General features: G+C 62.3%; 19 protein-coding genes. 11 read left to right on the top strand and 8 right to left on the bottom strand.

Going from position 1 to position 21,664, the window contains the following annotated elements; genetic code table 11:
- Positions 1–15: 15 nt before the first annotated feature.
- The 7 genes from nosZ (at position 16) to C8N35_RS13100 (ending at position 7,549) form a co-directional block, all read left to right on the top strand.
- Entirely contained in the window at positions 16–1,932 is a 1,917-nt protein-coding gene (nosZ, locus tag C8N35_RS13070) for a TAT-dependent nitrous-oxide reductase (RefSeq protein ID WP_107990146.1), read from the top strand.
- A 2-nt stretch (positions 1,933–1,934) separates the two neighbouring features.
- Positions 1,935–3,212 (top strand): nitrous oxide reductase family maturation protein NosD, encoded by a 1,278-nt coding sequence (locus tag C8N35_RS13075; protein WP_210203514.1) that lies wholly within the window; start codon positions 1,935–1,937, stop codon positions 3,210–3,212.
- Positions 3,209–4,123: an ABC transporter ATP-binding protein gene (locus C8N35_RS13080; protein WP_107990147.1), complete on the top strand. Its 915-nt coding sequence runs from the start codon at positions 3,209–3,211 to the stop codon at positions 4,121–4,123. The genes C8N35_RS13075 and C8N35_RS13080 overlap by 4 nt, the downstream gene beginning before the upstream one ends.
- Positions 4,117–4,947: an ABC transporter permease gene (locus C8N35_RS13085; RefSeq protein ID WP_107990148.1), complete on the top strand. Its 831-nt coding sequence runs from the start codon at positions 4,117–4,119 to the stop codon at positions 4,945–4,947. The genes C8N35_RS13080 and C8N35_RS13085 overlap by 7 nt, the downstream gene beginning before the upstream one ends.
- A complete protein-coding gene (locus C8N35_RS13090) occupies positions 4,944–5,510 on the top strand; it encodes a nitrous oxide reductase accessory protein NosL (RefSeq protein WP_107990149.1) in 567 nt (188 codons plus the stop codon). The genes C8N35_RS13085 and C8N35_RS13090 overlap by 4 nt, the downstream gene beginning before the upstream one ends.
- A complete protein-coding gene (locus C8N35_RS13095) occupies positions 5,507–6,505 on the top strand; it encodes an FAD:protein FMN transferase (RefSeq protein WP_107990150.1) in 999 nt (332 codons plus the stop codon). The genes C8N35_RS13090 and C8N35_RS13095 overlap by 4 nt, the downstream gene beginning before the upstream one ends.
- 357 nt (positions 6,506–6,862) lie before the next feature.
- Positions 6,863–7,549, top strand: a complete 687-nt coding sequence (locus C8N35_RS13100) for a Crp/Fnr family transcriptional regulator (protein ID WP_210203515.1) — start codon at positions 6,863–6,865, stop codon at positions 7,547–7,549.
- A 161-nt stretch (positions 7,550–7,710) separates the two neighbouring features.
- On the opposite strand, the gene C8N35_RS13105 is transcribed toward C8N35_RS13100, so the two are convergent.
- The gene (locus C8N35_RS13105; protein WP_107990152.1) at positions 7,711–8,910 is read right to left on the bottom strand and encodes an NnrS family protein; all 1,200 of its coding nucleotides are present in this window, start codon (positions 8,908–8,910) and stop codon (positions 7,711–7,713) included.
- A gap of 412 nt (positions 8,911–9,322) precedes the next feature.
- Between C8N35_RS13105 and C8N35_RS13110 the strand changes: the two genes are divergently transcribed.
- Positions 9,323–9,784, top strand: a complete 462-nt coding sequence (locus tag C8N35_RS13110) for an Lrp/AsnC family transcriptional regulator (protein ID WP_107990153.1) — start codon at positions 9,323–9,325, stop codon at positions 9,782–9,784.
- Positions 9,785–9,850: 66 nt separating this feature from the next.
- Here C8N35_RS13110 and C8N35_RS13115 read toward each other — a convergent pair whose 3' ends face one another.
- From C8N35_RS13115 to C8N35_RS13135, 5 genes are all read right to left on the bottom strand, one after another.
- Positions 9,851–11,026 (bottom strand): PLP-dependent cysteine synthase family protein, encoded by a 1,176-nt coding sequence (locus C8N35_RS13115; protein WP_107990154.1) that lies wholly within the window; start codon positions 11,024–11,026, stop codon positions 9,851–9,853.
- Between the two features lie 2 nt (positions 11,027–11,028).
- Positions 11,029–11,403, bottom strand: a complete 375-nt coding sequence (locus tag C8N35_RS13120; protein ID WP_107990155.1) for a RidA family protein — start codon at positions 11,401–11,403, stop codon at positions 11,029–11,031.
- Positions 11,404–11,744: 341 nt separating this feature from the next.
- On the bottom strand, positions 11,745–12,962 hold the full coding sequence (locus tag C8N35_RS13125) for a pyridoxal phosphate-dependent aminotransferase (RefSeq protein WP_107990156.1): 1,218 nt from the start codon (positions 12,960–12,962) through the stop codon (positions 11,745–11,747).
- An 81-nt stretch (positions 12,963–13,043) separates the two neighbouring features.
- A complete protein-coding gene (pyrC, locus tag C8N35_RS13130; RefSeq protein ID WP_107990157.1) occupies positions 13,044–14,093 on the bottom strand; it encodes a dihydroorotase in 1,050 nt (349 codons plus the stop codon).
- Positions 14,094–14,380: 287 nt separating this feature from the next.
- Positions 14,381–14,935 carry a thioredoxin family protein gene (locus C8N35_RS13135; protein WP_107990158.1) on the bottom strand — a complete coding sequence of 185 codons (555 nt, stop codon included), beginning with the start codon at positions 14,933–14,935 and terminating at the stop codon, positions 14,381–14,383.
- 220 nt (positions 14,936–15,155) lie between these two features.
- On the opposite strand from C8N35_RS13135, the gene parE reads away from it, so the two are divergent.
- The 3 genes from parE to C8N35_RS13150 all read left to right on the top strand — a co-directional run bounded on the left by parE (position 15,156) and on the right by C8N35_RS13150 (position 20,542).
- On the top strand, positions 15,156–17,276 hold the full coding sequence (gene parE / locus C8N35_RS13140; RefSeq protein WP_107990159.1) for a DNA topoisomerase IV subunit B: 2,121 nt from the start codon (positions 15,156–15,158) through the stop codon (positions 17,274–17,276).
- A 438-nt stretch (positions 17,277–17,714) separates the two neighbouring features.
- Positions 17,715–19,328, top strand: a complete 1,614-nt coding sequence (locus C8N35_RS13145; RefSeq protein ID WP_107990160.1) for a DEAD/DEAH box helicase — start codon at positions 17,715–17,717, stop codon at positions 19,326–19,328.
- Between the two features lie 161 nt (positions 19,329–19,489).
- On the top strand, positions 19,490–20,542 hold the full coding sequence (locus C8N35_RS13150) for a GGDEF domain-containing protein (protein WP_107990161.1): 1,053 nt from the start codon (positions 19,490–19,492) through the stop codon (positions 20,540–20,542).
- A 26-nt stretch (positions 20,543–20,568) separates the two neighbouring features.
- Here C8N35_RS13150 and tenA read toward each other — a convergent pair whose 3' ends face one another.
- Together tenA and sufA are read right to left on the bottom strand one after the other, a co-directional pair.
- On the bottom strand, positions 20,569–21,246 hold the full coding sequence (gene tenA / locus C8N35_RS13155; protein WP_107990162.1) for a thiaminase II: 678 nt from the start codon (positions 21,244–21,246) through the stop codon (positions 20,569–20,571).
- Positions 21,246–21,614: a Fe-S cluster assembly scaffold SufA gene (gene sufA, locus C8N35_RS13160; RefSeq protein WP_107990163.1), complete on the bottom strand. Its 369-nt coding sequence runs from the start codon at positions 21,612–21,614 to the stop codon at positions 21,246–21,248. The genes tenA and sufA overlap by 1 nt, the downstream gene beginning before the upstream one ends.
- Positions 21,615–21,664 lie beyond the last annotated feature (50 nt).

Raw genomic sequence — 21,664 nt, forward strand, 5'->3', positions numbered from 1 at the left:
CCAAGGAGAGAGGCAATGCAAGACAAGTCAGAGAAGTCCGGCGTTTCACGCCGAGACCTGTTCAGCGGAACGGCCGGAGCGGCGCTCGTCGGCGGCATGGGCGCGTTGGCGCTGGGAGGCGCGACGGGTGTCGGCACCGCCAATGCCGCGGAAGGCGCAAAGTTCGAACTCGCCCCCGGCGAACTCGACGAATATTACGGCTTCTGGTCGTCCGGCCAGACCGGCGAGATGCGCATCCTCGGCATTCCGTCGATGCGCGAACTTGTGCGCGTCCCGGTTTTCAACCGCTGCTCGGCAACGGGCTGGGGGCAGACCAACGAGTCCCTGAAGATCCTGACCGAAGGACTGACGGAGGAAACCAAGAAGTTCCTCGCGGCCCGCAACAAGGTGACCTACGACAACGGCGACCTGCACCATCCGCACATGTCATTCACCGATGGCACCTATGACGGGCGCTATCTCTTCATGAACGACAAGGCCAACACGCGCGTGGCGCGCGTGCGCTGCGACGTGATGAAGTGCGACAAGATCCTCGAGATCCCGAACGCGCACGACATCCACGGCATGCGCCCGCAGAAATATCCGCGCACCGGCTACGTCTTCGCCAATTCCGAGCACGAGGCCCCGCTCGTCAACGACGGCAAGATCCTCGATGAGCCGTCGAAATACGTCAACATCTTCACCGCCATCGACGGTGACGAGATGAAGGTCGCGTGGCAGGTGATCGTGTCGGGCAACCTCGACAATACCGATTGCGACTATCAGGGCAAGTATGCCTTCTCCACCAGCTACAACTCCGAAATGGGCATGAACCTTGCGGAGATGACGGCGAACGAGATGGACCACGTCGTGGTCTTCAATCTGAAGGAGATCGAAAAGGGCATCGAGGCGGGCGACTTTCAGGAACTGAACGGCGTCAAGATTATCGACGGCCGCAAGGGCCAGAACAAGAAGTACACCCGCTACATTCCGATCCCCAACAGCCCACACGGCATCAATACGGCGCCGGACCAGAAGCACGTCGTGGTCAACGGCAAGCTGTCGCCGACTTGCTCGGTGATCGATGTCGAGAAACTCGACGCGCTGTTTGAGACCGATGCCGATCCGCGCTCGGCCGTGGTCGCCGAACCGCAGCTCGGCCTCGGCCCGCTCCACACCGCCTTCGACGGCAAGGGCATGGCCTACACCACGCTGTTCCTCGACAGCCAGATCGTCAAGTGGGACATCGACAAGGCCGTGCGCGCCTATGCCGGCGAGAAAATCGACCCGATCATATCGAAGGTCGATGTGCACTATCAGCCGGGCCACAACCACACGACCATGGGCGAAACCAAGGAAGCTGACGGCAAGTGGCTTATCACGCTCAACAAGTTCTCAAAGGACCGGTTCCTCAATGTCGGTCCTCTGAAACCTGAAAACGAGCAGCTGATCGACATCTCGTCCGATGCGATGAAGATCGTGCACGACGGGCCGGCCTTCGCCGAGCCGCATGACGTCATCCTGGTCAAGTCCTCGGTCGTCAATCCGGTCAGCATCTGGAAGCGCGACGATCCGATGTTCGCCGACGCGGTCGAGCAGGCCAAGGCCGACGGCATCGAACTTGAGGACGCAGCCGATGTGATCCGCGACGGCAACAAGGTGCGGGTGTACATGTACTCCACCGCGCCGACCTTCAGTCTGGAAAAGTTCACCGTCAAGGAAGGCGACGAGGTCACCGTTTACATCACCAACATCGATGACATCGACGACCTCACCCACGGCTTCACCATTTCGAACTACGGTGTCGCCATGGAAGTTGCCCCTCAGGCAACGGCCTCGGTGACGTTCACCGCCGACAGGCCGGGCGTCCATTGGTTCTACTGCCAGTGGTTCTGTCACGCGCTGCACATGGAAATGCGCGGCCGGATGCTCGTCGAACCGAAGTCGGCCTGACCATGATGCGCGCGCCCGTCCTAGCCGCAATCGCGCTTGTTCTGACGTCCTTCGCCGGCCCCGGTCCGGCGGATGCGGCCGAACGCGTCGTGCAGGCCCGGGCGGGCGCGCTCATTTCGGCAATCGAAAAGGCTGAAGCCGGAGATGTCCTCCGGCTTCAGCCAGGCCTCCATCAGGGACCTATCGTCCTCGACAAGCCTCTGACGCTCGCGGGAGTGGACGGCGCACGGATCGACGGCGGTGGCAGCGGCAGTGTCGTGACCATCGATGCACCGGATTCAGCGATCATCGGGCTGACGCTGACCGGATCCGGCCTATCGCTGGAAACGCTCGACGCCGGTGTCAAGCTCACGCAAAAGGCGACCCGGGCGGAGGTTCGCGACAATCGCATACTGAACAACCTCGTCGGCGTCGATGTGCATGGAGCGCACGATGCTCACGTGGCGCGCAACCTCATCGAGGGGCGACAGGATCTGCGGGTCAACGAGCGTGGCAACGGTCTTTATGTCTGGAATGCACCCGGACTCGTGGCCGAATACAACACGATCCGCCACGGCCGAGACGGTGTCTTCGTGAACACCAGCCACAAGGACACCTTCAGGGGCAACCGGTTCGAGAACCTGCGTTTCGCCGTCCACTACATGTACGGCAACGACGGCGAGATCATAGGCAATCTCTCCACGGGCAATGACATCGGCTACGCGCTGATGTTCTCCGACGGACTGGTTGTGCGCGACAACGCCTCCATCGGCGATCGCAATCACGGCCTGATGCTGAACTTCGCGAACAACGCCGTCATCACCGGGAACCTGGTGCGCAATGGCGGGGAAAAGTGCCTCTTCATGTATAATTCCAACAAGAACCAGGTGTCAGGCAACCGTTTCGAACATTGCATCATCGGCATCCATTTTACCGCGGGTTCCGAGCGCAACACCTTTTCCGACAACGCTTTCATCGCCAACCAGACCCAGGTGAAATACGTCGGCAGTCGCAATCTCGACTGGAGCAAGGCCGGTCGCGGCAACTACTGGAGCGACCACGCCGCCTTCGACACCAATGGCGACGGCATAGCCGACACCGCCTTCCGGCCCAATGACATGATCGACCAGATTCTATGGACACAGCCGGCAGCCAAGCTGCTTGTCGGCAGCCCCGCGGTGCAACTCCTGCGCTGGACGCAGTCGCAGTTCCCCGCCCTTCTGCCCGGCGGTGTCGTGGATACCGCCCCGCTTATGCGCCCTCCCGAGGTGACACCTCCGAACGCGGGAGTGAACGGATGAACGAGAAACCTCTTTCCCTCCAGGCCGTCGTGAAGACTTTCGCGGATCTGCGCGCCGTCGATGAAGTCGGCTTCGATCTGGAGCCGGGGGAACGTGTCGCGCTGGCCGGCCACAATGGCGCGGGCAAGACCACGCTGCTGAAGATGATCCTCGGCCTGCTGAGGCCTGATGGAGGCTCAATTTCGGTGCTGGGAGCGCCCCCGGGCTCGGCTGCGGCGCGCGCCGCAACAGCCTATCTTCCCGAGGCGGTGGCATTTCACAAGGCCCTGACCGGCGAAGAGGTCATGCGCTTTTTCGCAAGGCTCAAGGGCGAGGATCCGACAAAGGCCCTCGCTCTGCTCGAGCGGGTCGGCCTCGCGGAGGCTCGCCGCCGCCGGGTGGGCGCCTATTCCAAGGGCATGCGTCAACGCTTGGGGCTCGCACAGGCGCTGATCGGCCGTCCCCGCCTTGTTCTGCTCGACGAGCCGACAAGCGGCCTCGACCCTATCTCCCGGCAACAGTTTTACGAAATCATCGAGGAGATCGCGGCGACGGGGTCAACGATCCTGCTCTCCTCGCACGCCTTGACCGAGATCGAGGCGCGAACCGACCGGATCGTGATCCTGTCCAGGGGGCGGCTGGTCGCCAACGGCACACTCGCGGAGCTGCGCCAGAATGCAAGGCTGCCGATCCGCCTCAAGGTGCAAGGCAGCACGGAAACCGCTGAAGAGATCGCCACGCGGCTCGGCGGATGCCGGATCAACGGCCGGTCCGTCGAACTGTTCTGCGAACCGAATGACAAGGTCGCGCGACTCGCCGATATCGCCGCGCTTGGCTCCCTGGTGCGCGATGTCGATGTCACCCCGCCAAGCTTGGACGACATCTATCGCCACTTCTCCGGCGCCGACAAAACGAGGGCGTCGTCATGCTGAGCCGTGTTTTCGCCGTCACCGGTCAGGAGATCCGCATCGGCCTGCGCAATCGCTGGATCCTGTTGTCCGCGTTGATCCTCGCCGCCTTTTCCCTGGCACTCGCGCTTCTCGGCTCCGCCCCCGCCGGCACGCTCGGCGTCGACCGCATGACCATAACCGTCGCATCCCTGGCGACGCTGTCGGTCTATCTCGTACCGTTGATCGCTCTTCTTCTGGCCTTCGATGCGGTCTCGGGCGAGATCGACCGGGGCACCTTGCTGCTGATCTTTTCATGCCCCATCAGTCGGGGGGAATTTCTCGCGGGAAAGGCGCTCGGCCACCTCTTCGTGCTGAGCCTGGCGCTCGTCGTGGGCTACGGGGCAACCGCCGCGCTTCTCTTTGCCTTGGGATCCGGTTCGGCGCAAAGCCTGATGGACTTCGCGCGTCTCGTTGCCACCTCCGCTTTGCTGGGCTTTGCATTCCTGACACTCGGCTATCTCCTGAGTGCCCTGTCGCGGCAAACGAGCACGGCGGCCGCGCTGGCGATCGGCGTCTGGCTTGTCATGGTCGTACTCTACGATCTCGCCCTGCTCGGGATCCTCGTCGCCGACACAAGCAACACCTTCGCGGGCATGGTCCTGCCCTGGGCGATCCTCGCCAATCCCGCCGACGCGTTCCGCCTCTTCAATCTGGCCGCGCTGGGGGCAAGCGATCTCGTGGGCGGCATGGCCGGAATATCCGACACCCTTCCCTTCCCTCCGGAGGCGGCGCTTCTGTCCCTCCTCGTCTTTGCCGCAGTGATGCTGACGCTCGCCACGGCGATCGTACGGAGGCTGACGCCATGATCCGAAAACCAAACGCAGTGGCCGCGGCCGTGCTGCTCGCCCTGCTGGCGCTGACCGGTTGCAAACAGGAGAGCAGCGCGGAAAAACCTGCTCCGGTGGAGCTCACCCTCGATGCCGCTGGCCACTATTGCCAGATGACGGTTCTCGAACACGATGGCCCGAAGGCTCAGATACACCTTGCGGGCAATCCGCATCCGATCTGGTTCACCCAAGTGCGCGACGCCGTCGCGTTCACGCGACTGCCGGAGGAGCCCAAGGACTATGTCGCGATCTACGTGAACGACATGGAGAATGCGGAGAGTTGGGCCGAGCCGGGAAAGACGAACTGGATCGACGCCGACAACGCGTGGTTCGTGATCGGCAGCGGCAAGACCGGGGGTATGGGTGCCCCGGAAGCCATTCCCTTCGGTACGCGCGATGGCGCGGATGATTTTGCCGACAAGAATGGCGGCTCCGTGCTGAGGTTTTCGGAAATTCCGACCAACTATGTGCTTGACGTAGCGCCAGAGAGCACGAGCAGTCGGGCTACATCACACAAAAAGGTTGCCGAGGCGTCGAAATGACCCATTCGCCGATCCTGCCCCACGTGACCCGCCGCCGAATGCTGACCATCTCCGCAGCCGCGGCGGGCGCGTCCCTGCTTCCGTCCGCCAGCGTGGCCCGAAACGATTTTCATCGGTGGAAAGGCATTGCGCTCGGAGCGAACGCCGAGGTCATCCTCAACCATTCTGATCGCCAGGAGGCGGAGGAAACACTCTCCCGCGTCGTTGACGACGTTCGCCGGCTCGAACGCATTTTCAGCCTCTACGACACGCAAAGCGAGTTGGCGTGCTTGAACCGGGACGGACACGTCCTTAATCCCGCACCGGAATTCCTGGAGCTTCTGGCATCCGTACGCGCGCTGCACGAGATGACCGACGGCGCTTTCGATCCGACCGTTCAGCCGCTTTGGGGCCTCTATGCCCGCTCCTTTTCGGAGACCGGTCGCTTTCCGCGCGAAAGAGACATTGCCACGGCCCTGGAGTGTGTCGGTTTTGAAGGCGTTTTCTTCGATGCGGAGAATATAAAGGTCGCGCGTCCGGGAATGGCTTTGACGCTGAACGGCGTCGCTCAAGGCTTCATCACCGACCGCGTTTCCGCCCTTTTGAAGGCCCGCGGCTATTCGGATGTCCTGGTCAATCTCGGCGAAATCGCGGCACTGGGGGCAGGGAATGCCGGTCAGGACGGCTGGCGCGTCACATTGCAGCCCGACCGGACCAGGCGGGGGCGGCCGACCGTCCTCAAGAACCGCTCGGTGGCCACATCGAGCCTTGCCGGCATGACGTTCGACGAAGCGGGAAAGGCCTTTCATATCCTCGATCCGCGCACCGGACGACCGGCCGGCACCGATCTGTCGGGCGTCAGCGTGATCACCGATAGGGCCGCCTTCGCGGACGGTCTTTCAACCGCTGCGCTCATCATGGGCGAACGGAACTTCCGTCTGGCTGTGAAAGACAGACGCGATATCGAGGCCTTCGCCCTCCGCACGGACGGTACGCCGACCGAATTCTCCGCCTGAAGCTTCTGGCGTTCTCCCTCCCGCCCAACTGGAGCCGGTGAAAGCAGGGAACTGCGTTCACCTGCCCTGCCATTGCCCATGCGCGTGAAGCCCCCGGGCGATGATGTGACCTCTTGCGAGCCTCCCTCATCCTCACTAATGCTGTCGTGACGCATTTCACGCCAACGCTGATCACGACAAGTCGCCCTTGCGGACTGCGGATGCCGCATTTCGTGTCAGGTGTCGGCGGCCAGCCGCCTGTACTCTCCTTGGGGATAGCATTCCGAACAGGCAGGGAGCCAAGGCGGAAATTTGCTGCTCTGTGAACGGATTGCGCACGGAATTCGAGAGGGAAACGCCATGCAGCACGAGCACAACATGATAGCACGCAAGTCACTGTTGCTCGCGTCCGCACCCGAAGATGTCTGCGACACTATCCTCAAGGAATCGCGAACACGAGAATTCGAGCGCGGAGCGACGGTCTTCCTGCAAGGCGAACGTGCGGCCGCGATATACATCGTGGTTGAAGGCTGGGTGAAACTGTTCCGCATCGCGCCAAGCGGCGCCGAGGTCGTCGTCGGCGTCTTCACGAAGGGACGCAGCTTCGGCGAAGCCGTCGCGTTCAGAAACGACGTCTATCCCGTCAGCGCGGAAGCCGCCACCGACTGCACGCTCATCCGCATCGAGGCGGACGTCTTCCTCCGGATGATCACCGCCCAGCCCGAGATTGCGGTTTCGATCCTTTCCGCGACATTCGCCCACCTCCACAACCTTGTGTTTCAGGTCGAGCAGCTCAAGGCGCAGACCGGAGCACAGCGGGTCGCCGAGTTCCTGCTGGACCTGTGCGATCGCACAGAAGGCTCGTGCAGCGTCATCCTGCCATACGACAAGGCGCTTATCGCCGGCCGGCTAGGCCTGAAGCCGGAAAGTCTTTCGCGTGCATTCGTCAGATTGCGAGAGCACGGCGTGTCGATCCAGGGCAACCAGGCACAGATCAAGGATGTTGCCAGCCTGAGCGAATACGTCAGGGAAGACACTGCCTTGTCATGGAGCCGCAACGCCTGACGATGGGGCGCGAGCCATGGGCCGGCTTTCAATTCATCCGGCGGCCCGCTCACTAACGAAAGCGAGGCAACGGGAATGATCACTGGGCCCGATCCGGCATCGACATTCCCCGCGGCCCCTCGCCCCATTGCGCGTCCCCAGGCCCGTCGAAACCGCCCTTGTCAGGCTCCCCCGCTTCTAAGTTTCTCGCTCCAGAACGCCGGCCAAAGGGCCGCGACGAAGAGCGCGAAAGCCGCTATCCACAAGGCCCCGGAGACGAAGATACCCGGGTAGTACCACTGGAAGTCGAGGGACGAAGCGGTCCAGCGCAAAAGCGCGGCGAGCGGCAACAGCGCATAGGCGAACGCCACCGCATGGGGAGCGACGAGCGGCCGTCCGGTGTGACCGAGAGCCGCCCGGCTCATGACGGCCAGTGTCATACCGCCGACCGCGCCAATGCCAAGCACGTGCAGCGCCGCGATCTCGCTGCCAATGCCGAGATCGGCGAGCCCGAAGAGAATATAGCCCGTGCCGAGAAGAGCAAAGCCGGCGTGCAGTGCCCAGACGATCGGCTCACCGAGCGTGTGGACGCTACGCCAGCCGGAAAGACGCACGATCTGGGCGGCGCCGGTCATGAGAGCGATACCTCCGGTCACGGTCTCCGGCATCCCCACGATCAACGCCAGAGGCAGCAGGATCGCGCCACCGACCCCAGTCATCTCCGCCCACCGGCGTGAGACCGGCAGCGCCGTCTCCTGTCCCTTGCGCATCAGCGCGTTCCGCGTGAAGGCCGGCGTAACACGCCCCCCGAGAACCGCAATCATGGCACATATACCGAAGAGACCGACCCGAAAGCCCGCCCAGGCCGTATCGTCGGTGACACCGATCCATTCCAGATGGATCATCCAGTCACCCACCCAGATGATCGCAAGAAGTCCCAGGAACATCATGTTCTGGGGCTTTGGGCGCTTCACCAGTTGCGTCGCAATCTTCATCCCCAGGAAAGGCAGGAACGAGAGATCGACCACCGCGACGAAGACGGGGGAGAGATCCGCGGAGAACCAGATCGCGATCCGCCCGGCGAGCCATAATGCGGCGGCGGCACCGATGTAAAGATGACGTGCCGCCTTGGCGCCGGTCCAGTTCGGAACCGCCGTCAGAAAGAAGCCCCCGAGCGCGGCTGTGGGGAAGCCGAAAATCATTTCATGCGCATGCCAGAGGTGTGGCGGCATGGCGAACGGATCATCGGCGAACGAGCCACCGGCGGCGTGGATACCGAGCCAGCCTGTCCAAACAAGAATGGCGAAGACACCGTAGAGCCCGGCAGCGAGGAAGAAGACGCGAAACCCCTCTCCCAGGAGACGCTTCAGAGGAACAATCATGACTAGGCTCCGGATAGCGCGGCCCGATCCGTCATTTTCAGCCGCGATTTCGCAACTCTGCGGGTTTCTCGATCGAGGCGGCATGGCCTTGCAGAACGGGTCGGGCGCGTACTTGTTCGGCGAACATGGGTCTGATTGTCCCGCCCCCCGCGCAAAGCCCGGGAACCGCCATCGTCCCGACGGCGTATTCGGCAATAAGGAAGAACCGGCCCAAGGGCTCATGACGCGTTTCGACGCGAGATGAGCCGGCACGATACGATCAAAGCGGGACGTTTATCCTTAACCAAAGTCAAGGTCTCTGCAAGTCAACCTTCTCAGGCGCTACACGCCGCTACGGCAATACCACCCGGCAAGCGGACCCAATGTGGATTTTTCCCATTGAACGGTCTCGAATAGATCATATGATCGACGTATGAGCGCAAAAATCGACAAAATTGACCAACGGATCCTCGGGGAGCTGCAGAAGAATTCAGCGCGGTCCCAGCGCGAGCTGGCGGAGGCTGTCGGGCTATCGCAAAATGCCTTGTGGCGGCGACTGAAAGCGCTGGAATCCGACGGGATCATTGAAGGCTATGGCGCGCGCGTTCGCCCGGACGCGGTCGGAATGCAGCTCCTGGTCTTCGTCATGGTGCGCACGCGCAACCACTCCTCCGACTGGCTCAAGACGTTCCGCGCCCACATTGAATCGATATCGGAGATTGTCGGATTCTACCGGATCAGCGGCAATTACGACTACCTGCTCAAGATCGCCACGTCCGATATGAACAGCTACGATCAGGTCTACCAGAAGATCATCGAGAAGATGGAACTGGAGGCTGTCACATCCTATTTCACGATGGAAACGATCTTCGACAACCGGCCACCCCGGTTCTAGTGGACCGCCACAGGACCTGTCCGGCATACAGCCGACGGCTCAACATGTGCCGCCGGCTGCGCTGCGTCAGAAGGAGAACCCGTTTCCGCCCAACGGCTTCTCGAACCTGCCCTCGTCGAGGAAGGTTTCCAGCGCCACCTCGTAGGGCTCGATCTCCAGGCCCCGGGCCTTCAGCCAGTCGTCGCTGTAGTACGTGTCGGTGTAGCGCTCGCCGCGATCGCAGATGAGCGTGACGAGAGAGCCTTCCTCTCCCGCCTCCATCATCAGCGATGCAATCCAGCACAGCCCAAGGAAATTAGCCCCGGTCGACGCGCCGACGGGAAAGAACCGGCGCGCCAGCACGCGCATGGCGGCGATCGACGCGGCATCGGGAACCCGAAGCATGTGGTCGATCACCTCCGGCACGAAGGAAGGCTCGACACGCGGTCTGCCAATCCCCTCGATACGGGAACTCTGCGTCCCGACCAGTTTCCTGTCGCCGGATTTGTAGCTGTCGTAGAAGACCGAGTTTTCGACATCGACGACACAAAGCCGTGTGCTGAAATTCCGATAGCGAATGTAACGGCCGATCGTGGCGGAGGTCCCGCCCGTTCCGGCGCTCATCACCACCCATTGCGGCACTGGATCCGGCTCGTGCCGCATCTGGGAGAAGATGCTTTCGGCGATATTGTTGCCACGCCAGTCGGTCGCCCGTTCCGCGAACGTGAACTGGTCGAGATAGTGACCGCCAGTCTCCGCCGCGATGCGCCGGGCCGCGTCATAGACGTCGCCAGCATTCTCGACGAGATGGCACTTTCCGCCGAAGCCCTCGATCGCCTCGATCTTCTTGCACGATGTCGAGCGCGTCATGACCGCGATAAAGGGCAGCTTCAAGAGCCGGGCAAAATAGGCTTCGGAAACGGCGGTGGACCCCGACGACGCCTCCACCAGCGTGGTGTTGCGCCCGATCAGCCCGTTGCAGATCCCGTAGAGGATCAGCGAGCGGGCCAGCCGGTGCTTCAGGCTGCCGGTCGGGTGCGTGCTTTCGTCCTTCAGATAGACGGAGATCCCGCGCAAGCCCGTGAAGCCGGCGGTGATCATGTGTGTGTCGGCGGACCGGCTCGCATCGGCCTCGACCAGCGCGATGGCCTGCCGTGCCCAGTCGCGCCCCGCGCATTGGGGAAGATGCAGGCACGCACCATCATGAGGCGGCAAGGAAGGAGCTGCGAGGTCGATCGCGTCGGCCGGAATGAACTGGCGCATGATCAGACCTCGAACACCGCTTCGATCTCGACCAGAGCGCCCTTTGGAAGCGCCGCGACCTCGTAGCACGCGCGTGCGGGAAACGGCGCTTGAAAGAACGTCGCGTATTCCTCGTTCACCGCACCGAAGACGCCGAGATCGGTCAACAGGACCGTGGTCTTGACGCAGCGCGCCATGTCCGTGCCGGCGGCCTGCGCGATGGCAGCGATGTTCTTCAGGCTCTGCCGCGCCTGTTCCACGGCCCCGCCAGGCGCAAACGCGCCCGTTGCGGGATCGATCGGCAACTGCCCGGAAACGAACAGCAGATTGCCGGTGCGGATTGCCTGGCTGTAGGGCCCGACCGCGCCGGGCGCATTGGAGGTGTCGACAGGAAGCATGAGTGTCCCCTTTTGTTGTCTGGAAGTCCGCTCGCAAGGCCGCTCTTCTCTGTCTTGCAGGGAGCGCTCCGGGAGCGAGTGAAGCGGGACTCAATATACCCAGCCGATAGCGCCAAAATGCCACCAATCTGCCCGTCCAATACAGATTTCATGTGTCAAGTGAACGGCTTTTTTGGCCACCTGAGGTCAAATTGCCCTTTCACGGAAAGCCATGCGATCAGTCACCCGATCAAGCCCCAGAGGCGCGCCTCCCTGCCTGACACGAAAAGGCGCTCACAAGAGCGCCTTCAACGGCAGATCGTTACGCAGCGACACAGACGTTTCGCGACTTGCACTCCCGATCATTTCCGGTAGCGGTCGGCCAATACGACGATGCGTTCCACCGCGGCTTTCGCAGCCGCATGATCCTGCGAGAAATTGAGCCGGACGCTGTCGAGCGCATGGGGGCTGAACTCGCTCCCCGGCGTGACGATGACGTCCGCCTGATGACGCAGGATGCGGACGAAATCGAGGGGGGAAACAGTCAGCTCCGGCATTTTCGCAAAGAGATAGCTGCCGGCCTGCGGCGTGCGGACCCGGATCCCGCCTCCCTCCCGCAATGTCGCCAGGAGATCGTCGCGGATATTCTGATGCAGGCGTATCCGCTCCTCGAGCCAGCCTTCCGGCTCGGCCAGCCATGTCCGCAGCACCGACTGGTTGTAGCCGGCCGCGCGCAGCGAGACGATCGCCTGCAGCCGTTCCATCCGCTCGATGATCCCTGCCGGCCCGAATGCGGCGCCGAGACGGTAGCCGCTCAGCGACTCCGTCTTCGACGGCCCCATGATGGTCACGACATTTTCAGCACTCGCCACCGCCCGCAGATGCGTGTACGGGCCACCATCGGAATAATGAAGGCGGGAATAGAGCTGGTCGGCGATAACGGTGACGCCGTATCTGTCCGCAAGCTCCGCGATGGTGCGGATCTCGTGCGGTGAATAGATCGCACCGGTCGGGTTGCTGGGGTTGGAGAAGATGAAGACCCTAACCCCGGCCCTGAACGCGTCTTCGAGCTCGTTGAGATCGAGCCCCGCCCTCTCGTTGCCGCTGAGATAATCGAGCTGCACGGGGCATATCTCGCCGTCGAAGAACTGCACGAGCTTGCGATTGGCGAAATAGTCCGGCTGCACGATGGCGACCTTGTCGCCCGTGCCAACCGTCGAGGCGATCGCCAGGAACAGGGCACCCTGCGTCCCCGGCGTGAGTATCAGTTCCTGCGCGCCCGAGAGCGGAGCGCCGGTGAAGGTCGCCAGCCGGCCAGCGAGTGCCTCGCGGATCTCCTCCTTGCCACGATATTCGGTATAGGCCTGCCGGCCGCCCGCGCGCACGCCTTCGCAGAAGGTCTCGAAGGCCCCCGGCGTTGGCTCGAACGCATCGACATCGCCGTGCGAGAAATCGACCGGGCGCCCGCAAAGCGCTTCCCCCTTCATGACCCGATCCAGGCTTTCCGCCTGCTGGCGCGCTTCCTGGCCGGGCGCGTTGTCGGTCCTGAGCGTTTCGAATTTCTGCGCGATGGAAGACATGGAGACTTGCTCTCAAATGGAGGAGGTAAGCGTCAGCGAAGCAAGGAGGCCACGGGCAGACTGCCGAAACGGTGCCGAGGCTCAGGCGGGTGCAACCGACCAGTTCAGCGCAATATCGGGGCGAAAGACGACAACCTGTCCATCGGCGCCCGCGTCGATATTCCGGAATATCGTCTCGTCGGGAGCCGAGCGGGTGAGGACGATACGATCCTCGTTGGCGGGAAGCCGGTAGAACGCCGGTCCGTTCAGTGATGTGAAGGCTTCCAGTCGGTCGAGCGCACCTTCCTCTTCAAAGACCTGCGCGAGGTAGGGAAGCGTGACGGGCGCATTGAAGATGCCGGCGCAGCCGCAGGCGCACTCCTTGTTGCCAACCGGATGCGGAGCGGAATCCGTGCCGAGAAAGAACTTGGCACTCCCCGACGTGGCGGCCTTGCGAAGGGCCTGCCTGTGGTTCTCGCGCTTGGCGATGGGCAGACAGTAGAAGTGCGGCCGGATCCCGCCCCGGAAGATGTCGTTGCGGTTGATCAGCAGATGCTGCGGGGTGATCGTTGCTGCGAGCTTGTCGTCCGCTTCCCCAACGAAAGACGCCCCCTCTTGCGTCGTGATGTGTTCCATGACGATGCGCAGATCCGGAAAGTCGCGGCGCAAGGGCGTCAGAACCCGCTCGATGAAGACAGCTTCCCGATCAAAGATATCGACATCGGGATCATTGACCTCGCCGTGCACCAAAAGCGGAACGTCGGCTTCCTGCATCGCCTCGAGCACGGGACGGACCCGGGCGATATCCTTGACGCCGGCATCGGAATTGGTCGTCGCGCCGGCCGGGTAGAGCTTCACCGCCGTCAGGTCTCCGCTCGCCGCTCCTTGTGTGATGTGCGCGGGATCCGTCGTCTCCGTGAGATAGAGCGTCATCAGAGCCCGGAACCGGCTGCCTGCCGGAAGCGCTGCCTCGATGCGCCCGCGATAAGCGCGCAGGTCATCGAGATCGCGCACGGGCGGCACGAGGTTCGGCATGATGATGGCCCTGCCGAAAAGTCCCGCACTGACAGGCAATACCGCCTTCAGCATGTCGCCGTCACGCAAGTGGAGATGCCAGTCATCGGGGCGGACGATTTCGATGCGTTTGGTCATTCCGGTTTTCCTTTGCGCCTGCGTGCCTCACACCGCCGCGGATCTCGGTTGGGCGACATCGCAACGCTTTGAGCAAACCGGAAGGGTCCTGTCCAGCCCCACGAGACGATCGGAAACGGATTGGATGCCAAACCCTGGAGTGCGCCCGTGACGCAACGACCACGGGCGCGCCGCTTTGCGAGAGCCCTCAGCGCGACACAGTTGACGTCATCGGGTGGCTGCGTCAGGGTGCGCGGCGCAAGGGAGCTGGAGCGGGCGCAAGGCCCCTCACCCTTTCCACTTGCCCCTCATCCCTTCCACTTGATCGAGCAGCCTATCGAGGGAACCTGCTCTGCGGGGCCTTCGCCTGTCGTCGCGACCAGCCGCATCGCCTCCAGCAACTCGCGCGGCGCGTCCGGGCTCGGCTCCCCCGTTCGCCCGTCATCGAGCCTCCCGCGATATCGAAGGGACCTGTCGCCTGAAAAGCCGAAATAGTCCGGCGTGCAGACGGCGCCATAGGCCCTCGCCACCAGTTGATCCTCGTCATGGAGATAAGGAAACGGAAAGCCATGCTCCGCCGCGAATGCCGCCATGTTGGCGAAGCTATCCGCAGGATAGGCCTCGGCATCATTGGAACAAATCGCGGCAAAGCCAATACCGTCCGCCTCCAGCTTCCGCGCGTCTTCCACGACGCGATCGATCACCGCCTTGACATAAGGACAATGGTTGCAGATGAAGATGACGACAGTCCCCTTTGCGCCGGCGATATCGGTAAAGGTGTAGGTCCTGCCGTCTGTCGCCGGCAGGCGGAAGTCGACTGCATGCCAGTTCGTGTCGATAAGGGTCGGCGGTTGGGTGGCCATCATGTCCTCCGCATGGTCATTGCGTGCGACGAGGACGGAAGTTTGCCTGTGGCAGATGTCGCGAACAAGACCTCTGTCGGGTTAGGGCGCCCGAAAGGGCGTGCAAGTCAGCAGTGATCGCACTGGTGTTGAAGGCACCGAATTGCCAGAATCCGTGGTGATTCGGAGAAGCGGCGTTGTGCCGCCTTTCATACGAAACAAATCGGGTACGAAGAAACGAATGGCAGGCAAGGACGATCTGTTCGCGCAGCTGGAGGGTGAGGTCGCGGCCACGAGGGCGCGCCGCAGGCAGGCTGCCGCCACGGGCAAGGCAACGGCACCGGCGAGCGGCCCGGCGACGGCCCCAACCCCTGCCCGGCCGCCCGAACCGGCGGCCAGGCAAACCGCGCCCGCGCGCGCCGTGTCCGGCGATGACGGCTATACCGCTGCCGACATCGAGGTGCTGGAGGGGCTGGAACCGGTTCGCCGACGTCCCGGCATGTATATCGGCGGCACCGACGAGCGCGCTCTTCATCATCTGTTTGCGGAAGTCATCGACAATTCCATGGACGAGGCCGTGGCCGGCCACGCCACCTGGATCGATGTCCGCTACGAAGAGAACGGCATGCTGACCGTGACCGACAACGGCCGCGGCATTCCCGTCGATCCGCATCCCAAATTCAAGGACAAGTCGGCGCTGGAGGTCATCATGACCACGCTGCATGCCGGCGGCAAGTTCGACAGCAAGGTCTATGAGACCTCCGGCGGCCTGCACGGCGTCGGCATCTCGGTCGTAAACGCGCTTTCCGAGGAACTGGAAGTTGAAGTCGCCCGCTCGCGCAAGCTCTACCGCCAGCGCTTTGCCCGCGGCCTCGCGCAAGGCCCGCTGGAGCACCTTGGAGACATCCAGAACCGGCGCGGCACGACCGTGCGCTTTCGCCCCGACCCGCAGATCTTCGGCGCCAACGCACGGTTCAAGCCATCCACGCTGTTCACGATGGCCCGCTCCAAGGCCTACCTCTTCGGCGGTGTGGAAATCCGCTGGCGCTGCGCGGAAAGCCTGCTGAGCGAGAAGAACGCTCCGCCGGCCGAGGCGACGTTCCATTTCCCCGGGGGGCTGAAAGACTTCCTCGATGAACGGCTGACCGGCGAAAAGCGCGTCGTGGACGACATCTTTGCCGGCAAGACATCCAAGGCCGGCAGCCATGGCTCGGTTGAATGGGCGGTTGTCTGGTTTGCGGGCGACGGCTTCCTGCATTCCTACTGCAACACGGTGCCCACCCCGGAAGGCGGCACGCACGAAGCCGGGCTGCGTCTGGCGCTGTTGCGCGGCCTCAAGGCCTATGGCGAGCTTGTCGGCAACAAGCGCGCGGCGCAGATCACGGGCGACGATGTGCTGACGTCTGCGGGTGGGATGCTGTCCGTCTTCATCCGCGAGCCGGAATTCGTCGGCCAGACAAAGGACAAGCTCTCCACCGGCGAGGCCAGCCGCATTGTCGAAAACGCCGTGCGCGATGCCTTCGACCATTGGCTCACCGCCTCTCCGCATCAGGCCGACAAGCTGCTGGAATGGGTGATCGACCGGGCAGAAGAACGCCTGCGCCGGCGCCAGGAAAAGGACGTCGCGCGCAAGACCGCCGTGCGCAAGCTGCGTCTGCCGGGCAAGCTCGCAGACTGTTCGACCTCGTCGGCCGCGGGCACGGAGATCTTCATCGTGGAGGGCGACTCGGCCGGCGGCTCGGCCAAGCAGGCGCGCAACCGCAAGACCCAGGCGATCCTCCCCCTGCGTGGCAAGATCCTCAACGTCGCCAATGCCGGACGCGAGAAACTGGCTGCCAACCAGCAACTTTCCGATCTCATGCAGGCGCTGGGCGTGAGCACGCGCGGCCATTATCGCGACGAGGAACTGCGCTACGATCGCGTGATCGTGATGACGGATGCCGACGTGGACGGCGCCCACATCGCGTCCCTGCTGATCACCTTCTTCTACCGCGAGATGCCGAAACTGATCGAGAACGGCCACCTCTATCTCGCCGTCCCGCCGCTCTACCGCATCGCCCAGGGCGACAAGATCCGTTACGCCCGCGACGATACGCACAAGGACGAGCTCATCAAGAGCGAGTTCAACAGCAAGGGCAAGATCGAGATCGGTCGATTCAAGGGACTTGGCGAGATGCTGCCCGCGCAGCTCAAGGAGACCACCATGGATCCTTCCAAACGCATGCTCCTGCAGGTACGCGTGGCGACAAACGAGGAAGAGGTGACGGAAAAGACAGTCGATCGCCTGATGGGCACCAAGCCGGAAGCCCGCTTCATTTTCATCAAGGAAAACGCGGAGTTCGCAACCGATCTCGACATCTGAGCAAAACGGCGTCCGGTGCGCGCCGGCCGGTTTGCGCAACACGATCGGAATACGGGCGGGCAGCAACGTGAATGCGGGACGAGAATAACACGCGCATGAGTCGCACAGACCGTCCGCAAAGCCTTCGCCCTATCCGGTTCTTAGCGGAGGTCTGTCTTATTCTGAAGGACAGGCGTCTTCAGAAGCAAGGGCGACAAAAACGCGCGCGTAAAACTGCGCCACAGAATTGCGCCCCACGGCCTGCGATGGTTTCTTTCTCTTCCATATCGGGCGCGACGATAACATTCCGGGAAGTATTACGGCCGATTTTTTCATGCGGCGATTGACATGTACCGTCTCCGCCGTATTGTGCGCGCAATATCCCTCCGATCATGAGCGGTCCTCGCTATCCCGCTGTGGTGAAAGCGTCCGCAAGATATCCTGGTGAATACAAAAGGCATGAGTTTTTCCAATCTCGGACTGAGCAAAAAGGTGCTGGAAGCGGTTACCGCGGCTGGCTACACCGAGCCCACGGCCATTCAGGAGCAAGCGATCCCGCACGCCCTGGAGCGACGTGATGTGCTTGGCATCGCGCAGACCGGCACGGGAAAGACCGCTTCGTTCACCCTGCCGATGCTGACCCTTCTCGAGAAGGGCCGCGCCAGGGCACGGATGCCGCGCACCCTCATCCTTGAGCCGACGCGCGAGCTTGCCGCCCAGGTCGAGGACGAATTCAATCGTCTCGGTGTCAATCACAAGCTTACCGTCGCCCTCCTCATCGGCGGCGTGTCGTTTGCCGATCAGGACCGCAAGATCGACCGTGGCGCGGATGTGCTCATTGCCACGCCAGGCCGCCTTCTTGATCACGTCGAGCGCGGCAAGCTGATGCTGCAAGGCGTCGAAATCCTCGTCATCGACGAAGCCGACCGTATGCTCGACATGGGCTTCATTCCCGACATCGAGCGGATCTGCAAGCTCATTCCGTTCACGCGCCAGACGCTGTTCTTCTCCGCCACCATGCCTCCGGAAATCCAGCGCCTGACCGAGGCCTTCCTGCAGAACCCGGTTCGCATCGAAGTCGCCCGCGCAGCCTCCACCGTTGATGCCGTGGCGCAGTCGCTCGTCTCCTCCGGCTCCGCACCGCACGACAAGCGCGAGACGCTGCGCGAGCTCATCCGTGCCGCAGAAGACCTGAAGAACGCCATCATCTTCTGCAATCGCAAGCGCGATGTGGCGACGCTCCATCGCTCATTGCTGAAGCACGGCTTCGACGTTGGCGCGCTGCACGGCGATATGGATCAGCGCTCGCGCACGCAGACGCTGGAAGGCTTCAGAAACAACCAGATCAAGCTTCTCGTCGCCAGCGATGTCGCCGCGCGTGGTCTCGACATTCCCGACGTCGGCCACGTCTTCAATTTTGACGTTCCGGTGCATGCCGAGGACTATGTCCACCGCATCGGACGTACTGGCCGCGCCGGCCGCAAGGGTGTCGCCATGACCATCGTCACGCCCGAGTGTGGCCGTCATGTCGAAGCGATCGAGAAGCTCATCGGCAAGCAGATCGATTGGCACAACGAGCCGATCGATTTCAACGCCGCCGATGCCGAGCGCAAATCGCGCCGTCGCGGCGGTGGACGCAAGCGTCCTGCGGATACGCCCGAGCCGGCAGCCGAGAAGACGGAAGCCGAAGCTCCCAAGAGGCGCAGCCGCACACGCAAGGACGACAACAAGGCAACGGCGCCGGAAACAGCCGTGACCGCCGAGGCTCCTGTGACGCCTTCTTCCGAAAAACCGGCACGCGAAGCGGGCGTCCGCGACCAGGAACAGCAGCCCCGGCGCGGGCGGCGCGGCGGCGGCGACAAGGCACAGAGCCAGTCTTCACCGAACAAGCCACAGGACCAGGGCAGGTCCCCCAACAAGTCCGGACAGAGCAACGTCTCAGGCCAGGACAACAGGGATCAGCGCAGGGATCGTGGCGAACGCGGGGGCAAGGACAAGCCTGTCATCGGGCTTGGCGATCACACCCCGGCATTCCTGCTGCGCGAAATCCGCCCCAAGAAAACCACGGGCTGACGCGTCGCTGTACCTGTTGAAACGCAAGAGTTGACAGAAATGCACCGTTCGAGCGTCGCGTTACCGCACTTAACCCATGGTTAATTTATTTCGTGTCAATATAAGGAAATCCAACTATACCCTTTCGATGAAGAGCTAATTTCCGCCGTTTGGACAGCAAAATGAGCCAACGTGACGATTTCAAGCGTACGATCGTTTACGGCGACACGGCGTTAGCTTATCTGAAGAAAAACGAATTGCCGGCTTATCCGCGCAATTATGAACTTTGGTATACTTATTCCGCCGGGTTCAATTATTCGCTCAACAAGGCCGTAAACGACATCCTGGGCAAGAAGGGCGGCATTACGCCCGATGAGGTTCAGAACGTTTACAACAGATTTCTATGCCCCAACCGGCTGAGCGACCGCATCGATTCCGTCGGCTCCAGGCTGTCGGAGGAAATCGGGGAGGTTCTCGAGATCTTCTCCGCCGGCCTGTCTGCCAATTCAAAATACGCGGAAGCACTTGGCGGCGTGACGAAGGCTCTCGAACACGCGACCACTCGCGAGCAGTTCTCGGAGATCATTTCAACGATCGTCGCCGCGACCAACGAAACGGTTTCTCATAACCGAAAGCTGGAAGAACAGCTCTACGAATCCAATCAGCAGATATCGGGACTTCAGGAGAGTCTTGAAGCGATCCGCTTCGAATCACTGACCGATGAGTTGACCACGCTCGCCAACCGCCGCCATTTCGACGAAGCGATCACCCGCGCCGTTCGACAGGCTGGAGACGTCAACGAACCTCTCTCCCTGCTCCTCACCGACATCGACCATTTCAAGCAGTTCAATGACAATTACGGCCACCAGACCGGAGATCAGGTCCTGCGGCTGGTCGGACTTTCGGTGAAACAGAACGTCAAGGCGCAAGACATTGCCTGCCGTTACGGTGGCGAGGAATTTGCCGTCATTCTACCCCGCTCGAGCATGGAACAGGCCTATAGCGTTGCCGAACACATCCGCAAATCCGTGATCTGCAAGGAGTTGGTCAAGCGCTCTACCGGCGAGAACCTCGGCCGGATCACGATTTCGATCGGGGTTGCAAGTTTCCGCCCGGGCGATACGCCGAACGGGATCATCGGCCGCGCCGATGCGGCTCTTTACAGTGCCAAGCGCGCCGGCAGGAACCTCGTGAAATGCGAGAGGGACCTGGATATCGAGGCTGCGGTCGCCTGAAAGGCGTCTTCGCAACGCCTGATGCCTCAATCGGCAAGATCGAGGCCCATCTGCCAGAAATCGACTTCCAGCTTCGTCGCCTGTCGGAATATGCGGACCAGATCGGCGAAACGCGACTCGCTGAGATTTCCCCCCGCAAGCCTGTCCAGCCGGGCGCTGGCCTCCTCGGCGACCTCCCGGTACGCTTCAGTCGAATATTCCCCGATCCATTCATGATAGGGGTTGATCTCTTCGAGCGCTCCGGGCCAGGCAGCGAGCGCCTTGCCGATTTCCCAATAACCGATGACACAGGGGACGAGAGCGACGTGCAGGTCGAGCAGATCGCCGCGCATCCCCTCCTCCAGAACGTAGCGCGTATAGGCCATGGTTGCGGACGCTTCGGGTGTCGCCTCAAGATCCGCTTCGCTCAGTCCCCAGCCCGCGCACAGCCTCACGTGCAGCCCCATCTCCATGTCGAGCAGCGCGGACATGGTCTTGCCCGCCGAACGCATGTCAGCGAGATTGCGCGACTTGTAGACCGCCAGCGCATAGGCGCGCGCGAAGTGGATGAGGAAGAGATAGTCCTGCGCCAGATAGTGGCGGAAGCACGCTTGCGGCAACGAACCGTCGCCGAGCCCACGCACGAAGGCGTGGTCGGTATAGGCGGACCATTCGTCCGACGCCGCCGCCTTGAGCCGTTCGAATAGCGACGAGGACGGAGCCATCAATGCGCCAGCGCCTCCGGGCTTGCAGGCGTGATCTCCACCGACTCGCCGCAGCCGCACGCCGATGTCTGGTTCGGATTGTTGAAGACAAAGCCATTGCGCAGCTTCGTCTCCTCGTAGTCCATTTCCGTGCCGAGCAGGAAGAGCACCGCGGATGGATCGACGTAAACACGTACCCCCTTGGTCTCGACCATGTCGTCGGCCGGATCGGCTTCGCTCACATAGTCGAGCGTATATTCCATCCCCGCACAGCCGCCCTTCTTGATGCCAACCTTGAGGCCGAGGGCGTCCTTGCCGGAATTTGCCATGATATCCCGAACGCGCTCTGCTGCCGCGTCCGTCAGCGTGATGACCTGAAACTTGCCCATCTGTGTCCAAGTCCTTCTTGTTACTGGTGCATTTGGTTCAAGGCGGAACC

Source organism: Breoghania corrubedonensis (assembly GCF_003053845.1).
GTDB lineage: Bacteria > Pseudomonadota > Alphaproteobacteria > Rhizobiales > Stappiaceae > Breoghania > Breoghania corrubedonensis.